Below are 19,681 nucleotides of genomic sequence, written 5' to 3' on the forward strand. Positions count from 1 at the left end.
TTACTGGTAGGTTATCTGGAAGGTGACAGACGTTCCGAAAATGCCAGGGGTTACGGCTTCAGTCCCTGTTTTGACAAGCTTTGCCTTAAAGTTAGCGTTTACCGAGGTCACAGGCATTCCGATTATCGCACCCACGGCAATGACTTCAGCTGTGCTGTCGGCATACATTTGCGAATAGGCTGGAGAGCTTATTTTCACGCCGACGCCGCCAGCCGCGGTGATGCTGGCGTTGCTGGTGATCGAGTTGGTGAATAAGCTTTTATCCGCTGTGGTGTACGATGATTTAGCCACGAACGAGACTTCAATCGTCCCGGTACAGGTGCCGCTAATCTGGAAAGGCACCTCGGTGGTTTGGTCTTTCTCCACGTCACTTCGATACCAGTCGCCTAAATTCACGGTGGTGGGGGCTGTAAGAATGCAGGTCGGTTCGGAGAATGGAATGTAAAATGTGGCATCTGACATCGTAATCAGCGGACGAGGATGGTCGCTGCCCTCGGAGCTACTGGGGTTTCCCAGCACAATATGACCGATCGGACCGCCGACGGCGCTAAGAAAACCGATGCCTTCAGGCACACCGCTAAAGCCCGGTAGCTGGTAGATATCCATGACCGCATGCCATTTTTTTTCACTGAAGTAGCTTTCATTATCATTAGATATCGCAGATTCGGTATACGAGTTGGTGTTGGTGAGGAACCATGCAGTAAGCGGTCGTCCGTCGGGGTAGAGCCCGATGGTGTACTCAATGCCCGGAATGTTAGTACGAAACAACGCCTTCCCATCGACAGAGCCGATTAATAAGCTGCTGTCCGTCATTGAGAAGACATCTTCGCCATCAATCCCCATCATGCAGTGGCTTTGCATCTGCGGGGTGAGTTCCATAATGATATTGCTCGCCAGCAACGTAGCGCTAGACACGGAAGGCAGGAAGGTGATCGTCGGTGCGGTACCGGGAGACATGATTTCCCGCGTTGTATCATTGTAAAATTTACATTCCTGGTCAGCATATGCTGCACCGGATGCGCCCAACAGTAACAACGCGGCCAGGTGAGGGGAGAGCTTCATCATAAATCCTTTTATTCGTAGCTGACGTCAACCAAGACGTTGCTGGTGACAACGCCGCTGACAACTGCGCCCGTATTCTGATAGCGCGCGTAAAACTGATAATCCGTTAAATACTGTGAACTGCTTTTCTCGCTGACGTCGTAAACAACATTTGAACTGCCATCGCTGTTTAAGACGTTAGTTTTAGCGTCCGCAGAAAAAATAACGATACCGACGTTTTGCGCGGCATCCACCGTGGCATCATTTTTGAAAACCTGGTTCTGGTTGCTCCAGAAGCCAGATTGCGGCGTAAAACTGAACATCAGTTGCTTGATACTGCCGTTATCGGCGCAGTCTTCGAGCCGGACGTTAAAAGGTGTGCCGCCAGCATCATCGGTTGGTGCATATTTACTGCTGCCGTCACTATGGTAAAACCATGCCCGTGCAACAGTGGGGAGATAAATCTCCCCTCCGTTTTCCAGACTCAGCTGACAAGTGTTGTTGATGATATTGGCCGTTAGGTTGATATCCAAACCAGCACTTGCCTGGCTTACCCCAGACGCCAGCCCACTCGTCAGGCCCGCAAGCAACACAAGACCGGGCTGGCGAAAAAAGAACGGTAATTGTTGCATGTGCATTACCTGCTTTACGGGTAGGTAACGGTGAAGGTGACCGGTGCGAGCGCGGAGCCTGTTTTCACATCACTTATCGTTCTGTCTTGCGCTACAACGATACGTGAATTCATGGGAAACTCGCCGACACCTTCGGTAATAGTCACTTCCTGCGCTGCTGGCGGCCTTTTGCAGCTCAGCATAAGGCCGGTGTCCGCCTCGCCGGACCACACTTCAAACCCTGTGCCCAAGCCAGCCGCAAAGGAATCTCCATTGCTATTTGGGCCAGAGCATCCCCCGCCAGAACCCGGCTTGGCGGCTACAGTGGCGATGTCGACCCCGGAGCAGTTAGTGAATTTAATTTTCAGGGGTTCAATACGTGTTTTATTCGCGATATCGGAGATATAAACATCGCCAAAACCGATTTCTGCGGTTTCTGTCCCCGCTCCATTAACCACGCTAGCGTTACAGGTACCGGTGGTTACCGTTGATGTAAAGGTCATTTGCACGCTGTCGGTGCCGCTAATTGCCGCATTAACCATGCCGGAAAATAAAATGGCAGAAACGGATAAAGCGAGTAATGCTGAGTTAAATTTCATAGGAGTTCTCCGTTATTCTGCGCGAATTAATCGTATTCAAACTCGAATACGGCGGTGGCTTCAAATTTACCCACGGTCAGTGAACTGGCCTTGGTTTCTTGCAGAGAAGCGACCAACGGTACGGATTTATTCGAGATCTCCGTTTCCGTCCAGACCAAACGTTCTGCATCAGCGGTTGAGTTAATGACAAAAGGGGTGGTTGATGCGGTTTGTCGCGCGATGGTGACGGCGGAGTAGTCTGAAACGCCAGTGCCTTTCGCCAGTGAGTTGGCTAACCCGGTGGGCAGAAGATTTGACGGCGTACCGGTGACCGTTGTTTTTAATGAGCTGAGCGATGCCGGGCATTCGACGAGCACAATCTGGAAATTCGCCGTTGCCGCATTATTACGTACATCATCGAGGCGAACTTCACCATTAGCATTACCTATGGTTAAGCTCTGCACGGTATCGCTCCCCGTACCACCGACCAGTTTCATGTTACACGTCGTCTCGAAAATAGTAGCCGTGAAGTTAACATCAAGGTTGGTGGAGTTAGCAGCAAGGGCGCTTCCAGAGGCTGCCATCGCGACAAATGCCGCGATGGGAAGACTGAGGCAGTTTCTTTTCATATAAACTCTCATTAGTTTTTCCCTAAACAGGTCATTACATGTGGCAAAGTTGGTTACTTAATACGGGCGTTAGCCCCGCTTTTGCCGTGGTTTCGGTAAACTGATAATGCACCGTACAGGTGCTTTCTTTACCACTGCCCCACACCACGCGAAGTTCGCCTTGTGGGTCTACACCGCGGACGTAGGCTTGCCCGGCCTGACCTACGGTGCCGACGGTTTCATTTTTCTCGTTAAGGACATCTGCGCCTAAAGGAATAAAACCTTTATCGCTGCGCAGTAATTCCAGAATCAGTGAGCGCCCTTCATTGGTTTCAAAATTGACCAGCACGACGGCACCGCTTCGCGGTACGGTAACGGTACTGGTACTTTTGATTTCAACATCGTTTTCCAGCGTGCTGATATCCAGCGACACCCGGTTCTCGCGGTAGGCCGACATATACGGCAAAATGCCGTAGCCTGAGCTTCCGATTTCACTGCTGCTGTAACCTAACCCTGCACCTTTCGCGCCACTGGCTTTTACCAGCGCGACGGCGTCGCTCTCGCCAATGCTGCCCGGCGCGAACGCTACACCGCCAGAATGCAGCACCATGCCACCGCTGTAGCTGGCGGAATATTGCTGGCTATTGTCGTCGCCAAAAGAAGCGGAAAGCCCTAATGGGCCGTAACTGCTGTTGAGGGAACCAAAGCCGCTCACCTGATTCAGATTGCCGTAATTACCGCTACTGGAGGCGGCGCTAACGGAGTAGCTGATGTCGTTATCTTTGGTGTTACCGCTGGCGGTGGAGTTGACGTTAGTACCGCCCTTCATGTCAGAGCGCAGGCCCATGTTGATATTGGAGAAGCCGCCAGAGCGTTCCCCGCTGTGGGAAAACATACTCAGTGGAATACTGAAGCTGACATAGATGCTGTCGTCTTTATTGCCGTTCTGGTCATAGGCACGTTGTACCGACAGGCTATAGCTGCCGTAGGCAAAACTGTTGTTGTAACCCACGCTATAGTTGGCCGTTGATCCCGCGTCATTCCAGTAATCTTGCCATGTTCCGCTGACATACACAGAACCCCAGGCAGTTTCTCCCTGGTTTAAGGGCTGGTTGATACTGACCTGCACCTGGTTTTTGGTGCGCTGGTAATCAGCATAAAGCTCATCACCTGATTGGTAACTTTGCTGGGCGTATTGCCGGTGTTTAACACTGTCTTGCAGAGATGCAGCGTCATTCAGGCTGAGGTAATCTTCGGTGGAAAAGCGATAAGCGGCGACGTTAAACGAGGTATTGGTCGCTTCTATCATTTTGCTGTATGTCAGTCGGTAGCTTTGCCCACTGAGTGTGCCTAGATCATCAATGCTGGCGTGAGATTGCGTCACATCAAAGGCGAATGCGCCAATGCCGGTGTTCATTGCCAGGCCTAATAACCCGGCATAGAAGTCCATATCGGTATATTGCGCGCCAATATAGCCGGTAAAGGTGTTGTTCAGGCCATAGTAAAACTGCGCGTAACCCACCTGTGGTTTATCATGCAAAGAATCATCGTTCAGCTCGCCGACGCCGATATCCCAACGTGTCGCGCCGGGGCGTAACATTTGGGTGACAGAAGAAAAGGGGACAGAAAAGCTGCGTTTGCTGCCATCGGTTTCTTCTACGGTAACCAGCAGATCGTTACCGTAACCCGTGGTGCTGAGGTCGTTAATCTCAAACGCGCCCGGCGGTACGGTCGTTTCGTAGATTTTATTACCGCTTTGCATCACCGTGACTTTGGCGTTGCTGTTGGCGATGCCGCGGATGACGGGCGCATAGTTGCTGGAGCCCATCGGCAGCATGCGATCGTCGTTATAAATGCGTGTCCCGCGCAGACTGAAGGAGTCAAACGCATCGCCACGGGTATAGGAATCGCCTATCACCATTTGCGCTTTCAGCGCCGTGATATCTCGCTGTAAATAAACGTCCTGATTGTTGTATTCGCTACCGGTCTCTTTGTTCCAGTTAAGGCTGCCTCGGGAACGCAAACGCCACGGCCCCATATTTAAACCGTAACGCAGGCCCATATAGGCGGTATCGGATGTCGTACCATTGCCTTCACTGTGCCACGCGTTCATATCATAAGAGACGATTGCTGCTGGAACACCATCCTCCCACAGAGAAGGGTCAACATACCCGGCGGGGCGCTTCAGGATATAAATTTGCGGGAAGTTAAGATCCATTGCCTGTTTGCCGGAATCATAAGTTGCCGTAGCTCCAGGGTAGTATTTTTTTATATCCAGGCATGAAGTGTTGTCATCAGCCTCGAAATCATCGCTCATCGAGGTGGGATCAACACCTGCCTGGGTGAGTAAAAGTGGCGTCAGGCACGCGCTGGCGCGCGGCGTACCGTTTTCATTAAAGGTAATTTCAGAGGTGGATTTCAACGCATTGTTAAGGTTTACTTTTACACGATAGGTTCCGGCGAGTACCGGGTTGCCATACGTATACCGACTAATATCGATATTCGCACCGCTGTTAAGTAAAAATTGCTCGTTAAATTCTACGGCTTCATCTGACTCGACAATGGTTTTAGCTGATTCTGAATTTGCAGCAGAAACAGAAAAAGGGAGCGCAGCGCCAATAGCAAGGCATAGTAATGAGCGTTGAAATAGCATTCTTTATCCGAATAATTGATGTGGGCTATTGTTGCCCACAATATTGAAGCGTAATTATTATTAATTAGTCGATTTTGGCTTCTCGCTTATCTGTACCGCCATTATCATTAATGGTGTTATAGATAACTGTACCACTGGTATTACTCGAAAGATTTTTTACGGGCATGCCTATCCCGCTGAAGGGCAAGACAGATTTACTATCGACGGTATATTCTTTGCCGCCCACTTTAAATTTAACGTTGGAAATGGAAACATTGTACGGGCTATCATTCTGGGCAAACAGTGAAAACGTATTGCCTTCTTTTTTCTGCGACCATTTTAGATTTTCAGCCGCATCGCCAGGCGTGCCTTTCAGGCCATCTGGACGGAAAAATAATTTGATACGCGTGCGAAAGGCGAGTTGAAGTTGATTTAAATTTTCGCCTTCTTTCGCTTTTGATTTTGGCGGGATTTCCAGCACGTTAAACCAAAACAGTGATTCCCGATCCTGAGGTAATGCGCTACCCATATACGTAATGCGTAAGGATTGCCCTTTTTGTGGATCGATACGAGATACCGGGGGAGTAATGACAAATGGTAGTTTTAGCTCCTGAGGATCAACACCGTCACGCCCGTCATCCAACCAGGTTTGCACCAGTAGCGGTTTATTCCCCCGGTTATCCAGATTCACAATCACGTCTTTTGATGACTGCGGGTACACTATACGTGTTCCGGAAATGACGATATCCGCGTTGACCTGGAACGCTGTAAATGCCGAGAAGGCCGCAGCAGCGAAGCAGGTGGCTTTAAATCCCTTTGTAATAACCGTATTGACCATTTTACCCTCCCTGTAGGTACACTTTAAAATCCCCCAACACAGTCGCTGAGGGATTGGCTAATCTTTTTAAATAAAAGGATTAGTTATAAACAACGGTGAAGGCAACCTGCGCCTGTACGGTCCCTGCCGTTACCGGGCTGCTGTCTGCATTCCACTTCTGGCCCTGGGTGTAGGCTACGCGGTAGAACAGGTCACCGGTACCATCAGCGGAAATAGTGGCTTTCTGCGTGTTGTTAGTCTGGTCAACTTTGATCAGATCGGTAGCGCCGTTGCCGTTGTTAGACAGCACCAGGTTAACGTTTTCTGCCGCACCCTGTAGGTTAGCCGGCGGTACTAACAGGCCACCAGACGTAGAACTGGAACCACCCCAGGAATCAAACTGAGCGGAGGCATCTTTTACCGTTGCGTTATCACATTCGCTCAGGTTCAGAGCGAATTGTTTTTCGCCCAGAGTACTGTCATTACCCAGCGCGGTAGCGAAGTTTTTAACAAAAACGGTATCCAGAGTAACGTCAAAATCATTACCGTCTTGATCGATTTTATTATCAAGAGAGATTTTACAGGTGTTGTTAGAAACCAGGCCGTGGAAAGTAATTGTACCCGTATCTGAATTCGATGCCATTGCAGAGCCTGCGCTCAAAATCATTGCAACAGCGGCTGCCATACCATATTTTCTAAAAGACATTTCTAATATCCATATTTAGTTTTTAAATATAAACATAAGATATAATTTCATATATCTTATTTTTTGAAATATTGAATTTCGGAGCGTATTTTATAGAGGGCGATGACGAAAGGGAATTGGGAGATTATTAGAAATGCTTTAAGTTCTTTTAAGTATAATTAAAGTGTATTACTTAATAAATAAGATAGATAATAAATAATATTATTTATAGGTTTTAAATACAACTCATCAAAAATATGTTTATCTTGATGAGTTGTATTAGTGGTGAGATCTAGGCGACCTGTACCGGAATGGCTTTTGCAGTACGTTTCATTTCGTTGTCGCCTTCGAAATAGGCCACTTTCGGACGCCATGTACGGGCTTCTTCGTCAGACATAGTGACGAAGCTGGCGATAATCACAATGTCGCCAACTTCAGCACAGTGCGCCGCTGCACCGTTCACCGAGATGATTCTGGAGCCGCGTTCAGCCGCAATGGCATAGGTTGAGAAACGTTTACCATTGGTCACGTTCCAGATATCAATAGCTTCGTTTTCCAGAATACCTGAGGCATCAAGGAAATCCTGGTCGATGGCGCAGGAGCCTTCGTAATGCAGGTCCGCCTGCGTGACTTTTACGCGGTGGAGCTTGCCTTGCAGCATGGTGCGAATCATAACTTCTATACCCTGTCGTTTACCTTGGCTAAGCAGGCGCGACTGGCCTGCTTTGAGAAATCTTCAGGCAGTATTGCCCGATTTTTAACCCCTGTCTACTGGGCTAATGTAACGCTTTGATTATCGATCAGACGAGCCTGACCCAGCCATGCTGCGGCCAGAATCACCGCGCGTTTACTGGTTTCAGTCAACTCCAGCAGCGTGTCGGCATCACGAATCTGAATATCGTCGGCGCGGAAGCCTTTTTCATTCAGTTCTTGTTCGGCAATGGTAATAATTTCTTGCAGCTCACGATTACCCGCAATCAGCTTTTCAGCGATACCGTTCATCACGTTGTGCAGGCCTGGCGCAATTTTACGCTGTTCTGCCGTTAGATAACCGTTACGTGAGCTGAGGGCCAGACCGTCTTTGGCGCGAATAATTGGTACGCCAACGATCTCAATGTCATAACCCATGTCCGCTACCATTTTGCGGATCAGCGCCAGCTGTTGGAAATCTTTTTCACCAAAGCAGGCGATATCAGGTTGGATCAGGTTAAACAACTTGCTGACGATAGTGGAAACACCACGGAAGTGGCCCGGGCGGCTGGCGCCTTCCAGCATGGTAGAGAGGCCGGGAACATCAACGAAAGTCTGGCCTTCCAGACCCTGCGGGTAGATCTCTTCAACGGCCGGAGCAAAGACATAATCGACTTTACGCTTGTTCAGCTTTTCGCAATCTTCCTGCAGGGTGCGCGGATAGCGCACCAGATCGTCTGGTCGGTCAAACTGCATCGGGTTAACGAAAATGCTGACGAACACCACATCAGCCCGCGCTTTTGCTTCATCGACCAGTTTCATATGGCCGTCGTGCAGGTTGCCCATGGTGGGAACCAGTGCGACGCGTTTGCCTTCCTGACGCAGACGACGAATATGCTGGCGCAGCAGCGGCAGGGTTTCAATGATTAACACGACAAGACTCCTTGAGTTGCCTGAGGTACCGTAGGCCGGATAAGACGCGTAGCGTCGTCATCCGGCACGGTCAGAAAATTAGTGGAAGCTGTGCTCTTCGCCCGGATAAACGCCGGACTCCACTTCAGCCATATACTGCCGCACTGCGGCGCGCATGTCGCCTGCTTCATTGAGGAAATTCTTCGCAAATTTCGGGATATGGCCACCGGTAATGCCAAAGGCATCATGCATGACGAGGATTTGTCCGTCGGTGACGTTACCGGCGCCGATACCAATCACCGGAATCGACAGCGCTTCAGTGACGCGCTTCGCCAGCTCAACCGGCACGCACTCCAGCACCAGCAACTGAGCGCCAGCGGCTTCTAAGGCCAGCGCATCATCCAGCAGTACCTGCCCGGCGTCGCCGCGGCCCTGAATTTTATAGCCGCCGAAGATATTCACCGACTGGGGCGTTAATCCCAGATGGCCGCAAACCGGCACCGCGCGTTCGGTGAGCATTTTCACCGTATCTACCAGCCAGGCGCCGCCTTCGATTTTGACCATATTAGCGCCCGCGCGCATAACTACCGCAGCGTTTTCAAACGCCTGCTCCGGAGTGGCGTAAGCCATAAACGGTAGGTCGGAGAGCAGCAGACAATTCGGTGCGCCGCGACGCACTGCTCGGGTGTGGTAAGCAATGTCTTCAACGGTGACGGGCAGGGTGGAGTCGTGCCCCTGTACCGTCATGCCCAGCGAATCACCGACCAGCATCACGTTGATGCCTTCATCGGCAAACAGCTTAGCGAAGCTGTAGTCGTAGGCGGTGATAGTCGCGAAGCGCTTTTTCTCTTGCTTGCATTTCTGCAGCAGTGAAATGGTGGTGGGTTTCATAACATTTCCTGATGATGAAAGTCATATTTATCGGCATTCTAACAGTCACATTCAGGGGGGCAATTGTTTTAAGCAATCGTTTGGCGCTAAAGCAGTAAACGCTAAAGGGGAGAAGATACTTTACCAGTGTGCAGGTTTTGCGGCACCAAGATGGGTGAGGTGCTGATGCAGGCTGATACCATCCGGAAAGATAAGCTCAGGAGCAATTTCGAATAACGGCCACAGCATAAAACCACGGTTTTTCATGTCGTAGTGCGGTACGGTCAGACGTTCGGTGTTAATCACTTCATCGCCAAACAGCATAATGTCGAGGTCCAGCGTTCGTGGTCCCCAGCGTTCGGCTTTGCGTACCCGGCCCTGCTGTAACTCAATGCGTTGGGTGTGATTGAGTAATTCTTCCGGCGCGAGGGTGGTTTCCAGTGCGACGGCGGCGTTCAGGTAATCGGGTTGATCCTGTGGGCCTAATGGTGGCGTACGGTAAAATGAGGAGACAGCCACGATTCGGCTGTCAGGGATTTCACCGATCGCTTTCACGGCAGCATTAACCTGCTCCAGAGGGGAGGCTAAATTACTGCCGAGGGCGATATATACCCGTCGTTTTTCAAGCTGCATCTGTGTCACCATCTTGATGCGACTCGAAATTTGTTGGGTATACGTGATAGGTCATGCGGAGCCTTCACGGCGTGGCGCGCGTTTACGCGGACGACGATGGCGACGACGTGCGTCTGGCTCTTCATCCAGTTCGTTCAGCATGCCTTTTTGTTCTGGCGGCGCAGAAACCTGGAATTCACCCCACCATTTCGCCAGTCGCTGCAATTCCGCGTTGTGTTCGACTTCTGCACGCAGCGCTAACAGGTCGTAAGCTGCGCGGAACTTTGGATGCTCCATCAGCTTCCAGGCGCGTTTACCCTGGCGACGCGACATACGTAACTGCAACTGCCAGATATCGCGGGTCAGTGAGGTCAGACGTTTCGGGATCGCCAGCGAGCGGCAGGCTTCGTCCAGCACGTCGTTCATTGCCAGCGCGAAAGCGTCGTAATAGGCCAGACCGCTTTCTTGCGCAATTTTCTGTGCGGCTTCCAGTAACGGATACCAGAACATGGCAGCAAACAAGAACGCCGGGTTAACGCGCATATCATTGTGAATGCGGTTATCGGTATTCTTCAGTACCTGGGCAATGATGCGTTCCATCGGGCTGTCACCATCTTCGGTGAAGTAGCGCGTAATGGTTGGGAACAGCGGTTGGAACAGGCTGTACTCACGCAGTTTTTTATAGGTTTCGTACCCATAGCCCGCCTGTAACAGCTTGAGCGCTTCTTCAAACAGGCGTGCAGGAGGAATATCGTTAAGCAAGGTAGCCAGACGTGGGATCGGCTCTGCGGTTTCCGGGCTGATACGCATGTCGAGCTTGGCGGCAAAGCGTACGGCGCGCAGCATGCGCACAGGATCTTCGCGATAGCGCGTTTCCGGATTACCGATCAGGCGAATGATGCCCTCTTCGAGATCCTGCATTCCCCCAACGTAATCACGTACGGTGAAATCGGCCACGCTGTAATACAGGCTGTTAATCGTGAAATCGCGACGCTGTGCATCTTCTTCGATGGAGCCGAAGATGTTGTCACGCAGCAGCATACCGTTTTGCCCGCGCTGCGATGTTGTGCGATCGGATTCGCTGCCTTCATGATGGCCGCGGAACGTCGCCACTTCGATAATTTCTGGGCCGAACATGACATGGGCCAGACGGAAACGGCGACCGACCAGGCGACAGTTACGAAACAGTTTGCGCACCTGATCCGGCGTTGCGTTAGTGGTGACATCAAAATCTTTCGGCTTTTTGCCCAGCAAAAGATCGCGTACACCACCGCCAACCAGCCATGCCTCGTATCCGGCCTTATTGAGCCTGTACATTACCTTCAGGGCATTTTCACTGATATCTTTGCGGGAGATAGAGTGCTGCTCACGCGGAATTACCGTCATATGTGGACGGGCGACGGCGAGCTCAGCCTCGCGCTCCTCGCGGCTTAGCACCTTGCGGCAAAAATTAGCGACTCGGGTAAAAATAGTGCACCTCGGTAGTGTCAAACTTCAATCAGAACAAGTGTTGCTGTGTAAAAATAGCGGCTAATCATAGCTCAGCATGATGCATTTGAGAATGCCGGATTTAAGATCGCCGATTCAGGCACCGCTGTCAGACGCCAATTCTCAACAGCAAACTCCAGGATCTGATCAACCTGCATATCCTGCCACGGGATATCGGCACGCTGGCCGAGAAAGCGCAGCGCGGCAATAATCACCGGACGCGGATCGCCTTGCGGCAGCGCAGGTGCATGATTTTGTTTTGAAAGTTTAGCGCCTTGTTCGTTGAGCGCCAGCGGAAGATGAATATAGTCAGGTGCTTGCCAGCCAAACTGCTGATACAAAGAGATTTGCCGCACCGTGGGTTCGATAAGATCGGCACCGCGTACAATCTCTGTTACGCCCTGAAAGTGGTCATCAACCACCACGGCGAGGTTATAGGCAAACAGCCCGTCGCGACGGTGAATGATAAAATCTTCGCCTGCAAGCTGCGGGTCTGCCTGAATTTCACCGCGCAGTTGGTCAGTAAACTGCATCACCGGGTGACGTTGCTTTATGCGGACTGCCGCCTGCTCTGGTCTGAGGCGTAACTCACGGCAGTGGCCGTCATAAATACCGCCGACGCTTTGAATACGCGCCCGCGTACAGGTGCAGTAATAGCTCAGATCCTGTTGATGTAACCAGGCGAGCGCCTCGCGGTAGGCATCATGACGTTGGGATTGCCATAAAATATCGCCATCCCAGTGCAGTCCGTAATGTTCCAGCTGACGCAGAATCGTATCTGCAGCACCGGGAACTTCACGAGGGGGGTCAATATCTTCAATGCGTACTCGCCAGATTCCACGCCGGGCACGAGCCTGCAGGTAACTCCCGAGGGCGGCAATTAGTGAGCCGAAATGCAGTTCGCCGGAAGGGGAAGGGGCGAAGCGGCCAATATAGTGTGAATCGCTCATTTTGCGGACTAACAAATAATAAGGCGGGAGAAGCTCCCGCCTGTAGTAAACGTGGTAAAAATGACCGGAATTAACCTGCCATTTGTTTTTCGCGGATTTCTGCCAGCGTTTTACAGTCGATGCACAGATCGGCTGTCGGACGCGCTTCCAGACGGCGAATACCAATTTCTACGCCGCATGATTCGCAGTAGCCGAAATCTTCGTCTTCTACTTTCTTCAGCGTCTTCTCGATCTTTTTGATCAATTTGCGCTCACGGTCACGGTTACGCAGCTCAAGGCTGAATTCTTCTTCCTGTGCGGCGCGGTCCACCGGATCAGGGAAGTTAGCCGCTTCGTCTTGCATATGAGTTACGGTGCGATCGACTTCATCCCTAAGTTGATTGCGCCATGCCTCAAGAATACGCCTGAAGTGCGACAGCTGGGCTTCGTTCATATACTCTTCGCCCGGTTTCTCCTGGTACGGCTCCACCCCAGCGATGGCGAGAATACTCAGGGACGATGTTTTACGGTTTTGCCCTTCTTGCATGTTGCTTCTCCTTAACACGCACTATCGATCCCCATGTTCGGGGGAAAAATCAGGTCGCTATAAATAGCAGATGCTTTTCCGGATAGCAATTATCTAAACGTAACACTTGACAACCCTGTGAGGAAAAGCGTATTTGCCCACGCGCCCAGAATACTAATTGACCAGATATTTACACCATTACAAGGTAATGGGCAACGGCTCTTTAAGAGTCATTCCGTGGGCAGAAAGTTCCGCTTTATAAACCAGAATTTCAACCCCCTTAAGCTGTGCTTCAACTAATAATTGCGCATATTTTGCATCGATATGGCGCGCGGGTGAAAACCGTGTAATGGCTGAATGTAGCACGGCGAAAAATATCACTGCCCGCTTGCCTTCAGCCGCTACGCTCATCAATTCCCGAAGATGCTTCTGACCTCGTTCAGTGATGGCATCGGGAAAATAACCCTGCTCTTTTTCCGCCAACGTGACTGATTTCACTTCAATATAGCAGTCAGGTCGGGAATCTGCCTGTAACAAAAAGTCGATGCGGCTCCCTTCGGCGCCGTATTTTACTTCACTTTTCAAAGTACTGTAGCCTGAAACTTCCGAAATTAACGCCTGCTGAATCGCCTCTTTCGTTAATCTGTTGGCCCACAGCGTGTTAACACAAATAAATTCACCGGATTGGGTTTGCGTTAATTCCCAGGTATGTGGATATTTGCGTTTAGTATTTTCTGATGTCGAATACCAAACGGTGTCACCTGGTATTGCGCATCCGGTCATCGCACCTGTATTTGGGCAGTGTAGCGTTAACGCTGTGCCATCGGGTGTGATCACATCCGCTAAAAAGCGCTTATAGCGCTGAATGAGCGTTGCAGGTTGTAAAGGTGGAGAAAATTGCATAAGCAGTCCCTTTAATTATTCAGTCAGCGTCCAGCGTTGCAGCGGCGTATAACGCGTGCGTCCTCGTGAAAATGAGGAGGAGTAAAGTGCGAACTCCGTTACCGGAAATGACCAGCCAAAGCCCGGTGGAGGGATTGGAACCGCGTGACCGGCATCGCGCAGCAGCGTGATATGTGGGTGAAACGGCTGCGGGCTTTGATAGCACCCGCTACGCGCTGCCTGCGCCCGTAGCATATTCGCCAGTTGCAGCAACCCGCGCGGCGGCTGACGCATACCCAGCCACACGACCCTGGAGCGCAGCCATTGCCCGGCATCATCGAATTTGAGCGTGAAACCTGGCTGGCGAATACGCCCCGCGAGCTGCGACAGCGCCTGTTGCTTCTCAGCGCTGACGTCGCCTAAAAAGGCCAGCGTCAGATGCAGATTATCAGCCGCGACGGGGCGACCCGCTTCAGGGGGGAACTGCGCGGCCCGCCAGTGGATTAGCTGCTCCCGAACCCCGGCTGGCAATTCAATCGCAAAGAACAGCCTTTTTGGCTCAGACATGATGGATACTCGGTTATGAATTAACGCGATGCTACAATGCAGCGCGAAGAATGTTAACCCTCTGGAGCCATTTGTGACGTTGTTGCCCGTTGCTGCCGTAGTGCCTGAACTGCTTACCGCCCTTGATGCCTCGCCGCAGGTTCTGCTGACGGCGCCGACCGGTGCCGGGAAATCGACCTGGCTGCCATTGCGACTTCTTGAGCATCGCGGTATTACGGGGCGGATTATTTTGCTGGAGCCGCGCCGCCTGGCAGCGCGCAATGTGGCGCAACGATTAGCGGAATTGCTGAACGAAAAGCCTGGTGAAACAGTGGGCTATCGCATGCGCGCACAAAGTTGCGTAGGGCCGCAGACCCGGCTGGAAGTGGTAACAGAGGGCGTCCTGACGCGGATGATCCAACGCGATCCTGAACTGACAGGCGTCGGGCTGGTGATCCTCGACGAATTTCACGAACGGAGTCTACAGGCTGATTTGGCGCTGGCGCTATTGCTGGATGTGCAGCAAGGGCTGCGGGACGATCTGAAACTGTTGATTATGTCCGCCACTCTGGATAACGGGCGTTTGCAGCAGATGTTGCCCGATGCGCCGACGATCGTTTCTGAAGGCCGCGCATTTCCCGTTGAGCGGCGGTATCAGCCGTTGGCGGCGCATTTGCGTTTTGATGAAGCGGTAGCGATAGCGACGGCGGAGCTATTGCGCCATGAAAGCGGGTCACTGCTGCTATTTTTACCGGGTGTGGGCGAAATCCTGCGTGTACAGGAGCAGCTGGCTACGCGTGTAGGCAGCGATGTTGTGCTGTGTCCACTGTACGGCGCGTTAACGCTTTCCGAGCAGCGTCAGGCGATTGTGCCCGCGCCGCAAGGCAAACGCAAAGTGGTGCTGGCCACCAATATTGCTGAAACCAGCTTAACGATCGAAGGCATCCGACTGGTGGTGGACTGCGCCCAGGAACGCGTGGCGCGCTATGACGTGCGTACCGGTCTGACGCGACTGATTACCCAGCGCATCAGCCAGGCTTCGATGACTCAGCGCGCGGGACGTGCGGGTCGTCTGGAGCCCGGTATTTGCCTGCATCTGCTTGCCAAAGAGCAGGCAGAAAGAGCGGCAGCGCAGGGGGAAGCGGAGATATTGCAGAGCGATCTGTCCGGGCTACTGATGGAGTTGCTGCAATGGGGATGTACCGAACCTGAACAACTGAACTGGCTGGATATGCCGCCCGCCATCAACCTGCAGGCGGCAAAACGGCTGTTGCGGATGCTGGGCGCGCTTGAGGGCGACAGGCTCAGTGCCCGCGGGCAGAAAATGGCGGCATTGGGTAACGATCCTCGTTTAGCGGCGATGCTGGTCGGTGCCAAAAATAATACCGAAGCGGCTACGGCGGCAAAACTGGCTGCGATTCTGGAAGAGCCGCCGCGCGGCGGAAGTACCGATCTGACCGTGGCGTTTTCACGAAATCAGCCAGCCTGGCAGCAGCGCAGTCAACAGTTGCTGAAACGGCTTAACGTTAGCAGCGGGCAGCCCGACAGCACGCTGTTCCCCTCATTGCTAGCGCGGGCGTTTGCCGATCGGATCGCGCGTCGACGCGGGCAGGAAGGGCGCTATCAACTGGCGAATGGCATGGGCGCCATGCTGGATGCCGATGATGCCTCAGGACGCCATGAATGGCTGATAGCGCCACTTTTGTTGCAGGGCAGCGCTTCGCCAGACGCGCGTATCTTGCTGGCTCTGCCGCTGGATATCGAGTCGCTGATGCAGGCATGTCCTGAGCTGCTACAACAGTCCGACACCATCGAATGGGATGAAACCCAGGGAACGTTAAAGGCATTGCGTCGGTCGCGCATTGGTCAGCTCACGGTAAAAGTACAGCCATTGGCCAAACCCTCGGAAGAGGAGTTGCATCAGGCGATGTTGAATGGCATTCGCGATAAAGGGCTAAGTGTGCTCAACTGGACGCCGGAAGCCGAGCAGTTTCGACTGCGTCTGCAATGTGCGGCAAACTGGTTGCCAGAATACGACTGGCCCGCGGTAGATGAGGATTCTCTGCTGGCGTCGCTGGAGACCTGGCTGCTGCCGCACATGAGCGGTGTGCACTCGTTACGCGCATTAAAAGCACTCAATGTGGGACAGGCGTTGCGCGGTTTACTGGACTGGTCAATGTTGCAACGTCTGGATAGTGAGCTGCCTGCGCATTACACTGTGCCGACGGGAAGCCGGATTGCCATTCGCTATCATGAGGATAATCCTCCAGTATTGGCGGTTCGGATGCAGGAAATGTTTGGTGAAGCAAAGACTCCAACCATTGCCCAGGGGCGCGTGCCGCTGGTGCTGGAGCTGCTGTCTCCGGCCCAAAGACCGCTACAGGTGACGAGCGATCTGAGCGCGTTCTGGCAGGGATCGTACCGCGAGGTGCAAAAAGAGATGAAAGGGCGTTATCCCAAACATGTCTGGCCGGACGATCCGGCGAATACCGCGCCAACGCGGCGCACCAAAAAGTATTCGTAATGTAACTTTAGGCCGGATAAGGCGTTATGCCGCATCCGGCGAAAGAGCGGTAATAATTGAGAGATTTCTTCTTCTGTCGCAGGACGGAAGAACAGAGAATCGGGCCCTTGCGCCTGAATGTTGCGGAGAAAAAGCATGGCGGGGAATGACCGCGAGCCAATTGGACGTAAAGGAAAACCCTCGCGTCCGGTGAAACAAAAGGTGAGCCGTCGTCAACTCAGAGATGATGAGTATGACGACGATTATGATGATGATGACTATGAGGATGAAGAACCGATGCCGCGTAAGGGTAAAGGCAAAGGGCGTAAGCCTCGTGGTAAGCGCGGCTGGTTCTGGCTGCTGGTAAAACTGTCGATTGTCTTTTTGGTGCTGATTGCCATTTACGGCGTTTATCTGGACCAAAAAATCCGTAGCCGTATTGATGGCAAAGTCTGGCAGCTTCCTGCGGCAGTTTATGGCCGTATGGTTAACCTTGAGCCAGAAATGCCTATCGGCAAAAACGAGATGGTGAAGCTGCTGGAGGCCACGCAGTATCGTCAGGTGACGAAGATGACGCGTCCGGGCGAATTTACCGTGCAGGCGAAGAGCATCGAGATGATTCGCCGTCCGTTTGATTTCCCGGACAGCAAAGAAGGGCAGGTGCGTGCGCGTCTGACCTTTGACGGCGATCATCTGGACACCATCGAGAATATGGATAACAACCGCCAGTTCGGTTTCTTCCGTCTCGATCCGCGTCTGATCACCATGCTCTCTTCACCTAACGGTGAGCAGCGCCTGTTTGTTCCGCGTAGCGGCTTCCCGGATCTGCTGGTGGACACGCTGCTGGCGACCGAAGATCGTCATTTCTATGAGCATGACGGTATCAGTCTCTATTCCATTGGCCGTGCGGTGCTGGCGAACCTGACAGCTGGTCGTACGGTACAGGGGGCCAGTACGCTGACTCAGCAGCTGGTGAAAAACCTGTTCCTGTCCAGCGAACGTTCCTACTGGCGTAAGGCCAACGAAGCCTATATGGCGCTGATCATGGATGCGCGTTACAGCAAAGACCGCATTCTTGAGCTGTACATGAACGAAGTTTATCTCGGCCAAAGCGGTGATAACGAGATTCGCGGCTTCCCGCTGGCGAGCCTCTATTATTTCGGTCGTCCGGTAGAAGAGCTGAGCCTCGACCAGCAGGCGCTGCTGGTGGGGATGGTTAAAGGGGCGTCGATCTACAACCCGTGGCGTAACCCGAAACTGGCGCTGGAGCGTCGTAACCTGGTTCTGCGTCTTCTGCAACAGCAGCAGATTATCGACCAGGATCTGTATGACATGCTGAGTGCGCGTCCGTTAGGCGTACAGCCGCGTGGTGGAGTGATCTCCCCGCAGCCAGCCTTTATGCAGATGGTGCGTCAGGAGCTCCAGGCGAAGCTGGGCGATAAAGTTAAAGATCTCTCCGGCGTGAAGATTTTCACCACCTTTGATTCCGTGGCGCAGGACGCCGCAGAAAAAGCGGCGGTGGAAGGCATTCCGGTACTGAAGAAACAGCGTAAGCTGAGCGATCTGGAAACCGCGATTGTGGTTGTTGACCGCTTTAGCGGCGAAGTTCGCGCCATGGTCGGCGGAGCAGAACCGCAGTTTGCGGGCTATAACCGTGCGATGCAGGCGCGTCGTTCGATTGGTTCTCTGGCCAAGCCTGCGACCTATCTGACCGCGCTCAGCCAGCCGAAACTGTACCGCCTGAATACCTGGATTGCCGACGCGCCGATTGCACTGCGTCAGCCGAACGGCCAGGTGTGGTCACCGCAGAACGATGACCGTCGCTATAGCGAAAGCGGTAAAGTGATGCTGGTGGATGCGTTAACGCGTTCAATGAACGTGCCAACGGTAAATCTGGGGATGGCGCTGGGCCTGCCTGCTGTAACCGATACCTGGTTGAAGCTGGGGGCGCCGAAAGATCAGCTTAACCCGGTTCCGGCCATGCTGCTGGGGGCGTTGAACCTGACGCCAATCGAAGTGGCGCAGGCATTCCAGACTATCGCCAGCGGCGGGAACCGCGCGCCGCTGTCGGCGCTGCGTTCGGTGATTGCCGAAGATGGAACCGTACTGTACCAGAGTTTCCCACAGGCCGAGCGTGCCGTTCCGGCGCAGGCAGCGTATATGACGCTGTGGACTATGCAGCAGGTGGTTCAGCGTGGTACAGGTCGCCAACTTGGCGCGAAGTATCCGGGTCTGCATCTGGCAGGGAAAACCGGGACCACCAACAACAACGTGGATACCTGGTTTGCCGGGATCGACGGCAGCCAGGTGACCATTACCTGGGTGGGCCGCGATAACAACCAGCCAACCAAGCTGTACGGTGCCAGCGGCGCGATGTCGATTTATCAGCGTTATCTGGCCAACCAGACGCCAACACCGCTGGTGTTGACGCCGCCGGAGGATGTGGTGGATATGGGCGTAGACTACGACGGTAACTTCGTTTGTAGCGGCGGGATGCGCACGCTTCCTGTATGGACCACCGATCCGGATTCACTGTGTCAGCAAGGTGAGATGCTGCAACAGTCGGGTAATCCGTTCGATCAATCTTCTCAGCAGCCGCAGCAACAGCAGCCTCAACAGCAGCAACCGCCGCAGCAAGAGAAGAAGGACGGCGATGGCGTAGCCGGTTGGATTAAAGAGATGTTTGGTAGTAATTAATTCAGTAATAAATTAGACCTAAACACCCGCTATTAGCGGGTGTTTTTATTTCTG

Annotated in this window: 17 protein-coding genes and 2 pseudogenes; 2 read left to right on the plus strand and 17 right to left on the minus strand. The window is 52.8% G+C overall.

Annotation, left to right across the window (positions count from 1 at the left end):
* The 17 genes and pseudogenes from OGX96_RS02415 to thpR all read right to left on the minus strand — a co-directional run bounded on the left by OGX96_RS02415 (position 1) and on the right by thpR (position 14,448).
* Complete coding sequence (locus OGX96_RS02415) at positions 1-1,065, minus strand: fimbrial protein StkG (RefSeq protein WP_286582153.1); 1,065 nt, start codon at positions 1,063-1,065, stop codon at positions 1-3.
* A gap of 8 nt (positions 1,066-1,073) precedes the next feature.
* A complete protein-coding gene (locus OGX96_RS02420; protein WP_198802722.1) occupies positions 1,074-1,673 on the minus strand; it encodes a fimbrial-like protein in 600 nt (199 codons plus the stop codon).
* Positions 1,674-1,687: 14 nt separating this feature from the next.
* Positions 1,688-2,251, minus strand: a complete 564-nt coding sequence (locus tag OGX96_RS02425) for a fimbrial protein (protein ID WP_137377584.1) — start codon at positions 2,249-2,251, stop codon at positions 1,688-1,690.
* Between the two features lie 26 nt (positions 2,252-2,277).
* Positions 2,278-2,859, minus strand: a complete 582-nt coding sequence (locus tag OGX96_RS02430) for a fimbrial protein (protein WP_137377585.1) — start codon at positions 2,857-2,859, stop codon at positions 2,278-2,280.
* Between the two features lie 34 nt (positions 2,860-2,893).
* Positions 2,894-5,476 (minus strand): annotated as a pseudogene (locus tag OGX96_RS02435) (outer membrane usher protein); the annotation flags it as partial.
* Positions 5,452-5,532: pseudogene (locus OGX96_RS22585) on the minus strand (hypothetical protein); the annotation flags it as partial. The pseudogenes OGX96_RS02435 and OGX96_RS22585, both read right to left, overlap by 25 nt.
* 23 nt (positions 5,533-5,555) lie before the next feature.
* A complete protein-coding gene (locus OGX96_RS02440; protein ID WP_137377587.1) occupies positions 5,556-6,308 on the minus strand; it encodes a fimbrial chaperone in 753 nt (250 codons plus the stop codon).
* A gap of 79 nt (positions 6,309-6,387) precedes the next feature.
* Positions 6,388-6,993 carry a fimbrial protein gene (locus OGX96_RS02445; protein ID WP_286582162.1) on the minus strand — a complete coding sequence of 202 codons (606 nt, stop codon included), beginning with the start codon at positions 6,991-6,993 and terminating at the stop codon, positions 6,388-6,390.
* Positions 6,994-7,264: 271 nt separating this feature from the next.
* The gene (gene panD, locus OGX96_RS02450) at positions 7,265-7,645 is read right to left on the minus strand and encodes an aspartate 1-decarboxylase (RefSeq protein ID WP_000621526.1); all 381 of its coding nucleotides are present in this window, start codon (positions 7,643-7,645) and stop codon (positions 7,265-7,267) included.
* Positions 7,646-7,740: 95 nt separating this feature from the next.
* Positions 7,741-8,595: a pantoate--beta-alanine ligase gene (panC, locus tag OGX96_RS02455; protein WP_008786233.1), complete on the minus strand. Its 855-nt coding sequence runs from the start codon at positions 8,593-8,595 to the stop codon at positions 7,741-7,743.
* A gap of 78 nt (positions 8,596-8,673) precedes the next feature.
* The gene (panB, locus tag OGX96_RS02460) at positions 8,674-9,465 is read right to left on the minus strand and encodes a 3-methyl-2-oxobutanoate hydroxymethyltransferase (RefSeq protein WP_057066628.1); all 792 of its coding nucleotides are present in this window, start codon (positions 9,463-9,465) and stop codon (positions 8,674-8,676) included.
* 120 nt (positions 9,466-9,585) lie between these two features.
* Entirely contained in the window at positions 9,586-10,077 is a 492-nt protein-coding gene (gene folK / locus OGX96_RS02465; RefSeq protein WP_003829228.1) for a 2-amino-4-hydroxy-6-hydroxymethyldihydropteridine diphosphokinase, read from the minus strand.
* Between the two features lie 51 nt (positions 10,078-10,128).
* Positions 10,129-11,526 (minus strand): polynucleotide adenylyltransferase PcnB, encoded by a 1,398-nt coding sequence (gene pcnB, locus OGX96_RS02470; RefSeq protein WP_204192014.1) that lies wholly within the window; start codon positions 11,524-11,526, stop codon positions 10,129-10,131.
* 71 nt (positions 11,527-11,597) lie between these two features.
* Positions 11,598-12,494, minus strand: a complete 897-nt coding sequence (gene gluQRS / locus OGX96_RS02475) for a tRNA glutamyl-Q(34) synthetase GluQRS (RefSeq protein WP_286582165.1) — start codon at positions 12,492-12,494, stop codon at positions 11,598-11,600.
* A gap of 70 nt (positions 12,495-12,564) precedes the next feature.
* Positions 12,565-13,020 carry an RNA polymerase-binding protein DksA gene (dksA, locus tag OGX96_RS02480; protein ID WP_003829221.1) on the minus strand — a complete coding sequence of 152 codons (456 nt, stop codon included), beginning with the start codon at positions 13,018-13,020 and terminating at the stop codon, positions 12,565-12,567.
* A 177-nt stretch (positions 13,021-13,197) separates the two neighbouring features.
* Entirely contained in the window at positions 13,198-13,902 is a 705-nt protein-coding gene (gene sfsA / locus OGX96_RS02485) for a DNA/RNA nuclease SfsA (protein WP_186413719.1), read from the minus strand.
* A gap of 15 nt (positions 13,903-13,917) precedes the next feature.
* Positions 13,918-14,448 (minus strand): RNA 2',3'-cyclic phosphodiesterase, encoded by a 531-nt coding sequence (gene thpR / locus OGX96_RS02490; RefSeq protein ID WP_032942390.1) that lies wholly within the window; start codon positions 14,446-14,448, stop codon positions 13,918-13,920.
* 73 nt (positions 14,449-14,521) lie between these two features.
* On the opposite strand from thpR, the gene hrpB reads away from it, so the two are divergent.
* Positions 14,522-16,951: an ATP-dependent helicase HrpB gene (gene hrpB, locus OGX96_RS02495; RefSeq protein ID WP_286582167.1), complete on the plus strand. Its 2,430-nt coding sequence runs from the start codon at positions 14,522-14,524 to the stop codon at positions 16,949-16,951.
* Between the two features lie 135 nt (positions 16,952-17,086).
* Positions 17,087-19,627, plus strand: a complete 2,541-nt coding sequence (gene mrcB, locus OGX96_RS02500; protein WP_008786249.1) for a bifunctional glycosyl transferase/transpeptidase — start codon at positions 17,087-17,089, stop codon at positions 19,625-19,627.
* The last annotated feature ends 54 nt before the right edge of the window (positions 19,628-19,681 follow it).

The sequence above is a fragment of the Citrobacter sp. Cpo100 genome, assembly GCF_030332595.1.
GTDB lineage: Bacteria > Pseudomonadota > Gammaproteobacteria > Enterobacterales > Enterobacteriaceae > Citrobacter > Citrobacter portucalensis.

Coding starts and splice junctions, on each gene's coding strand:
- OGX96_RS02420 (WP_198802722.1), bottom strand. CDS start 1,673: ATGCAACAATTACCGTTCTTTTTTCGCCAGCCCGGTCTTGTGTTGCTT.
- mrcB (WP_008786249.1), top strand. CDS start 17,087: ATGGCGGGGAATGACCGCGAGCCAATTGGACGTAAAGGAAAACCCTCG.
- OGX96_RS02445 (WP_286582162.1), bottom strand. CDS start 6,993: ATGTCTTTTAGAAAATATGGTATGGCAGCCGCTGTTGCAATGATTTTG.
- thpR (WP_032942390.1), bottom strand. CDS start 14,448: ATGTCTGAGCCAAAAAGGCTGTTCTTTGCGATTGAATTGCCAGCCGGG.
- OGX96_RS02425 (WP_137377584.1), bottom strand. CDS start 2,251: ATGAAATTTAACTCAGCATTACTCGCTTTATCCGTTTCTGCCATTTTA.
- OGX96_RS02430 (WP_137377585.1), bottom strand. CDS start 2,859: ATGAAAAGAAACTGCCTCAGTCTTCCCATCGCGGCATTTGTCGCGATG.
- OGX96_RS02415 (WP_286582153.1), bottom strand. CDS start 1,065: ATGATGAAGCTCTCCCCTCACCTGGCCGCGTTGTTACTGTTGGGCGCA.
- panB (WP_057066628.1), bottom strand. CDS start 9,465: ATGAAACCCACCACCATTTCACTGCTGCAGAAATGCAAGCAAGAGAAA.
- OGX96_RS02440 (WP_137377587.1), bottom strand. CDS start 6,308: ATGGTCAATACGGTTATTACAAAGGGATTTAAAGCCACCTGCTTCGCT.
- sfsA (WP_186413719.1), bottom strand. CDS start 13,902: ATGCAATTTTCTCCACCTTTACAACCTGCAACGCTCATTCAGCGCTAT.
- dksA (WP_003829221.1), bottom strand. CDS start 13,020: ATGCAAGAAGGGCAAAACCGTAAAACATCGTCCCTGAGTATTCTCGCC.
- folK (WP_003829228.1), bottom strand. CDS start 10,077: ATGCAGCTTGAAAAACGACGGGTATATATCGCCCTCGGCAGTAATTTA.
- panD (WP_000621526.1), bottom strand. CDS start 7,645: ATGATTCGCACCATGCTGCAAGGCAAGCTCCACCGCGTAAAAGTCACG.
- gluQRS (WP_286582165.1), bottom strand. CDS start 12,494: ATGAGCGATTCACACTATATTGGCCGCTTCGCCCCTTCCCCTTCCGGC.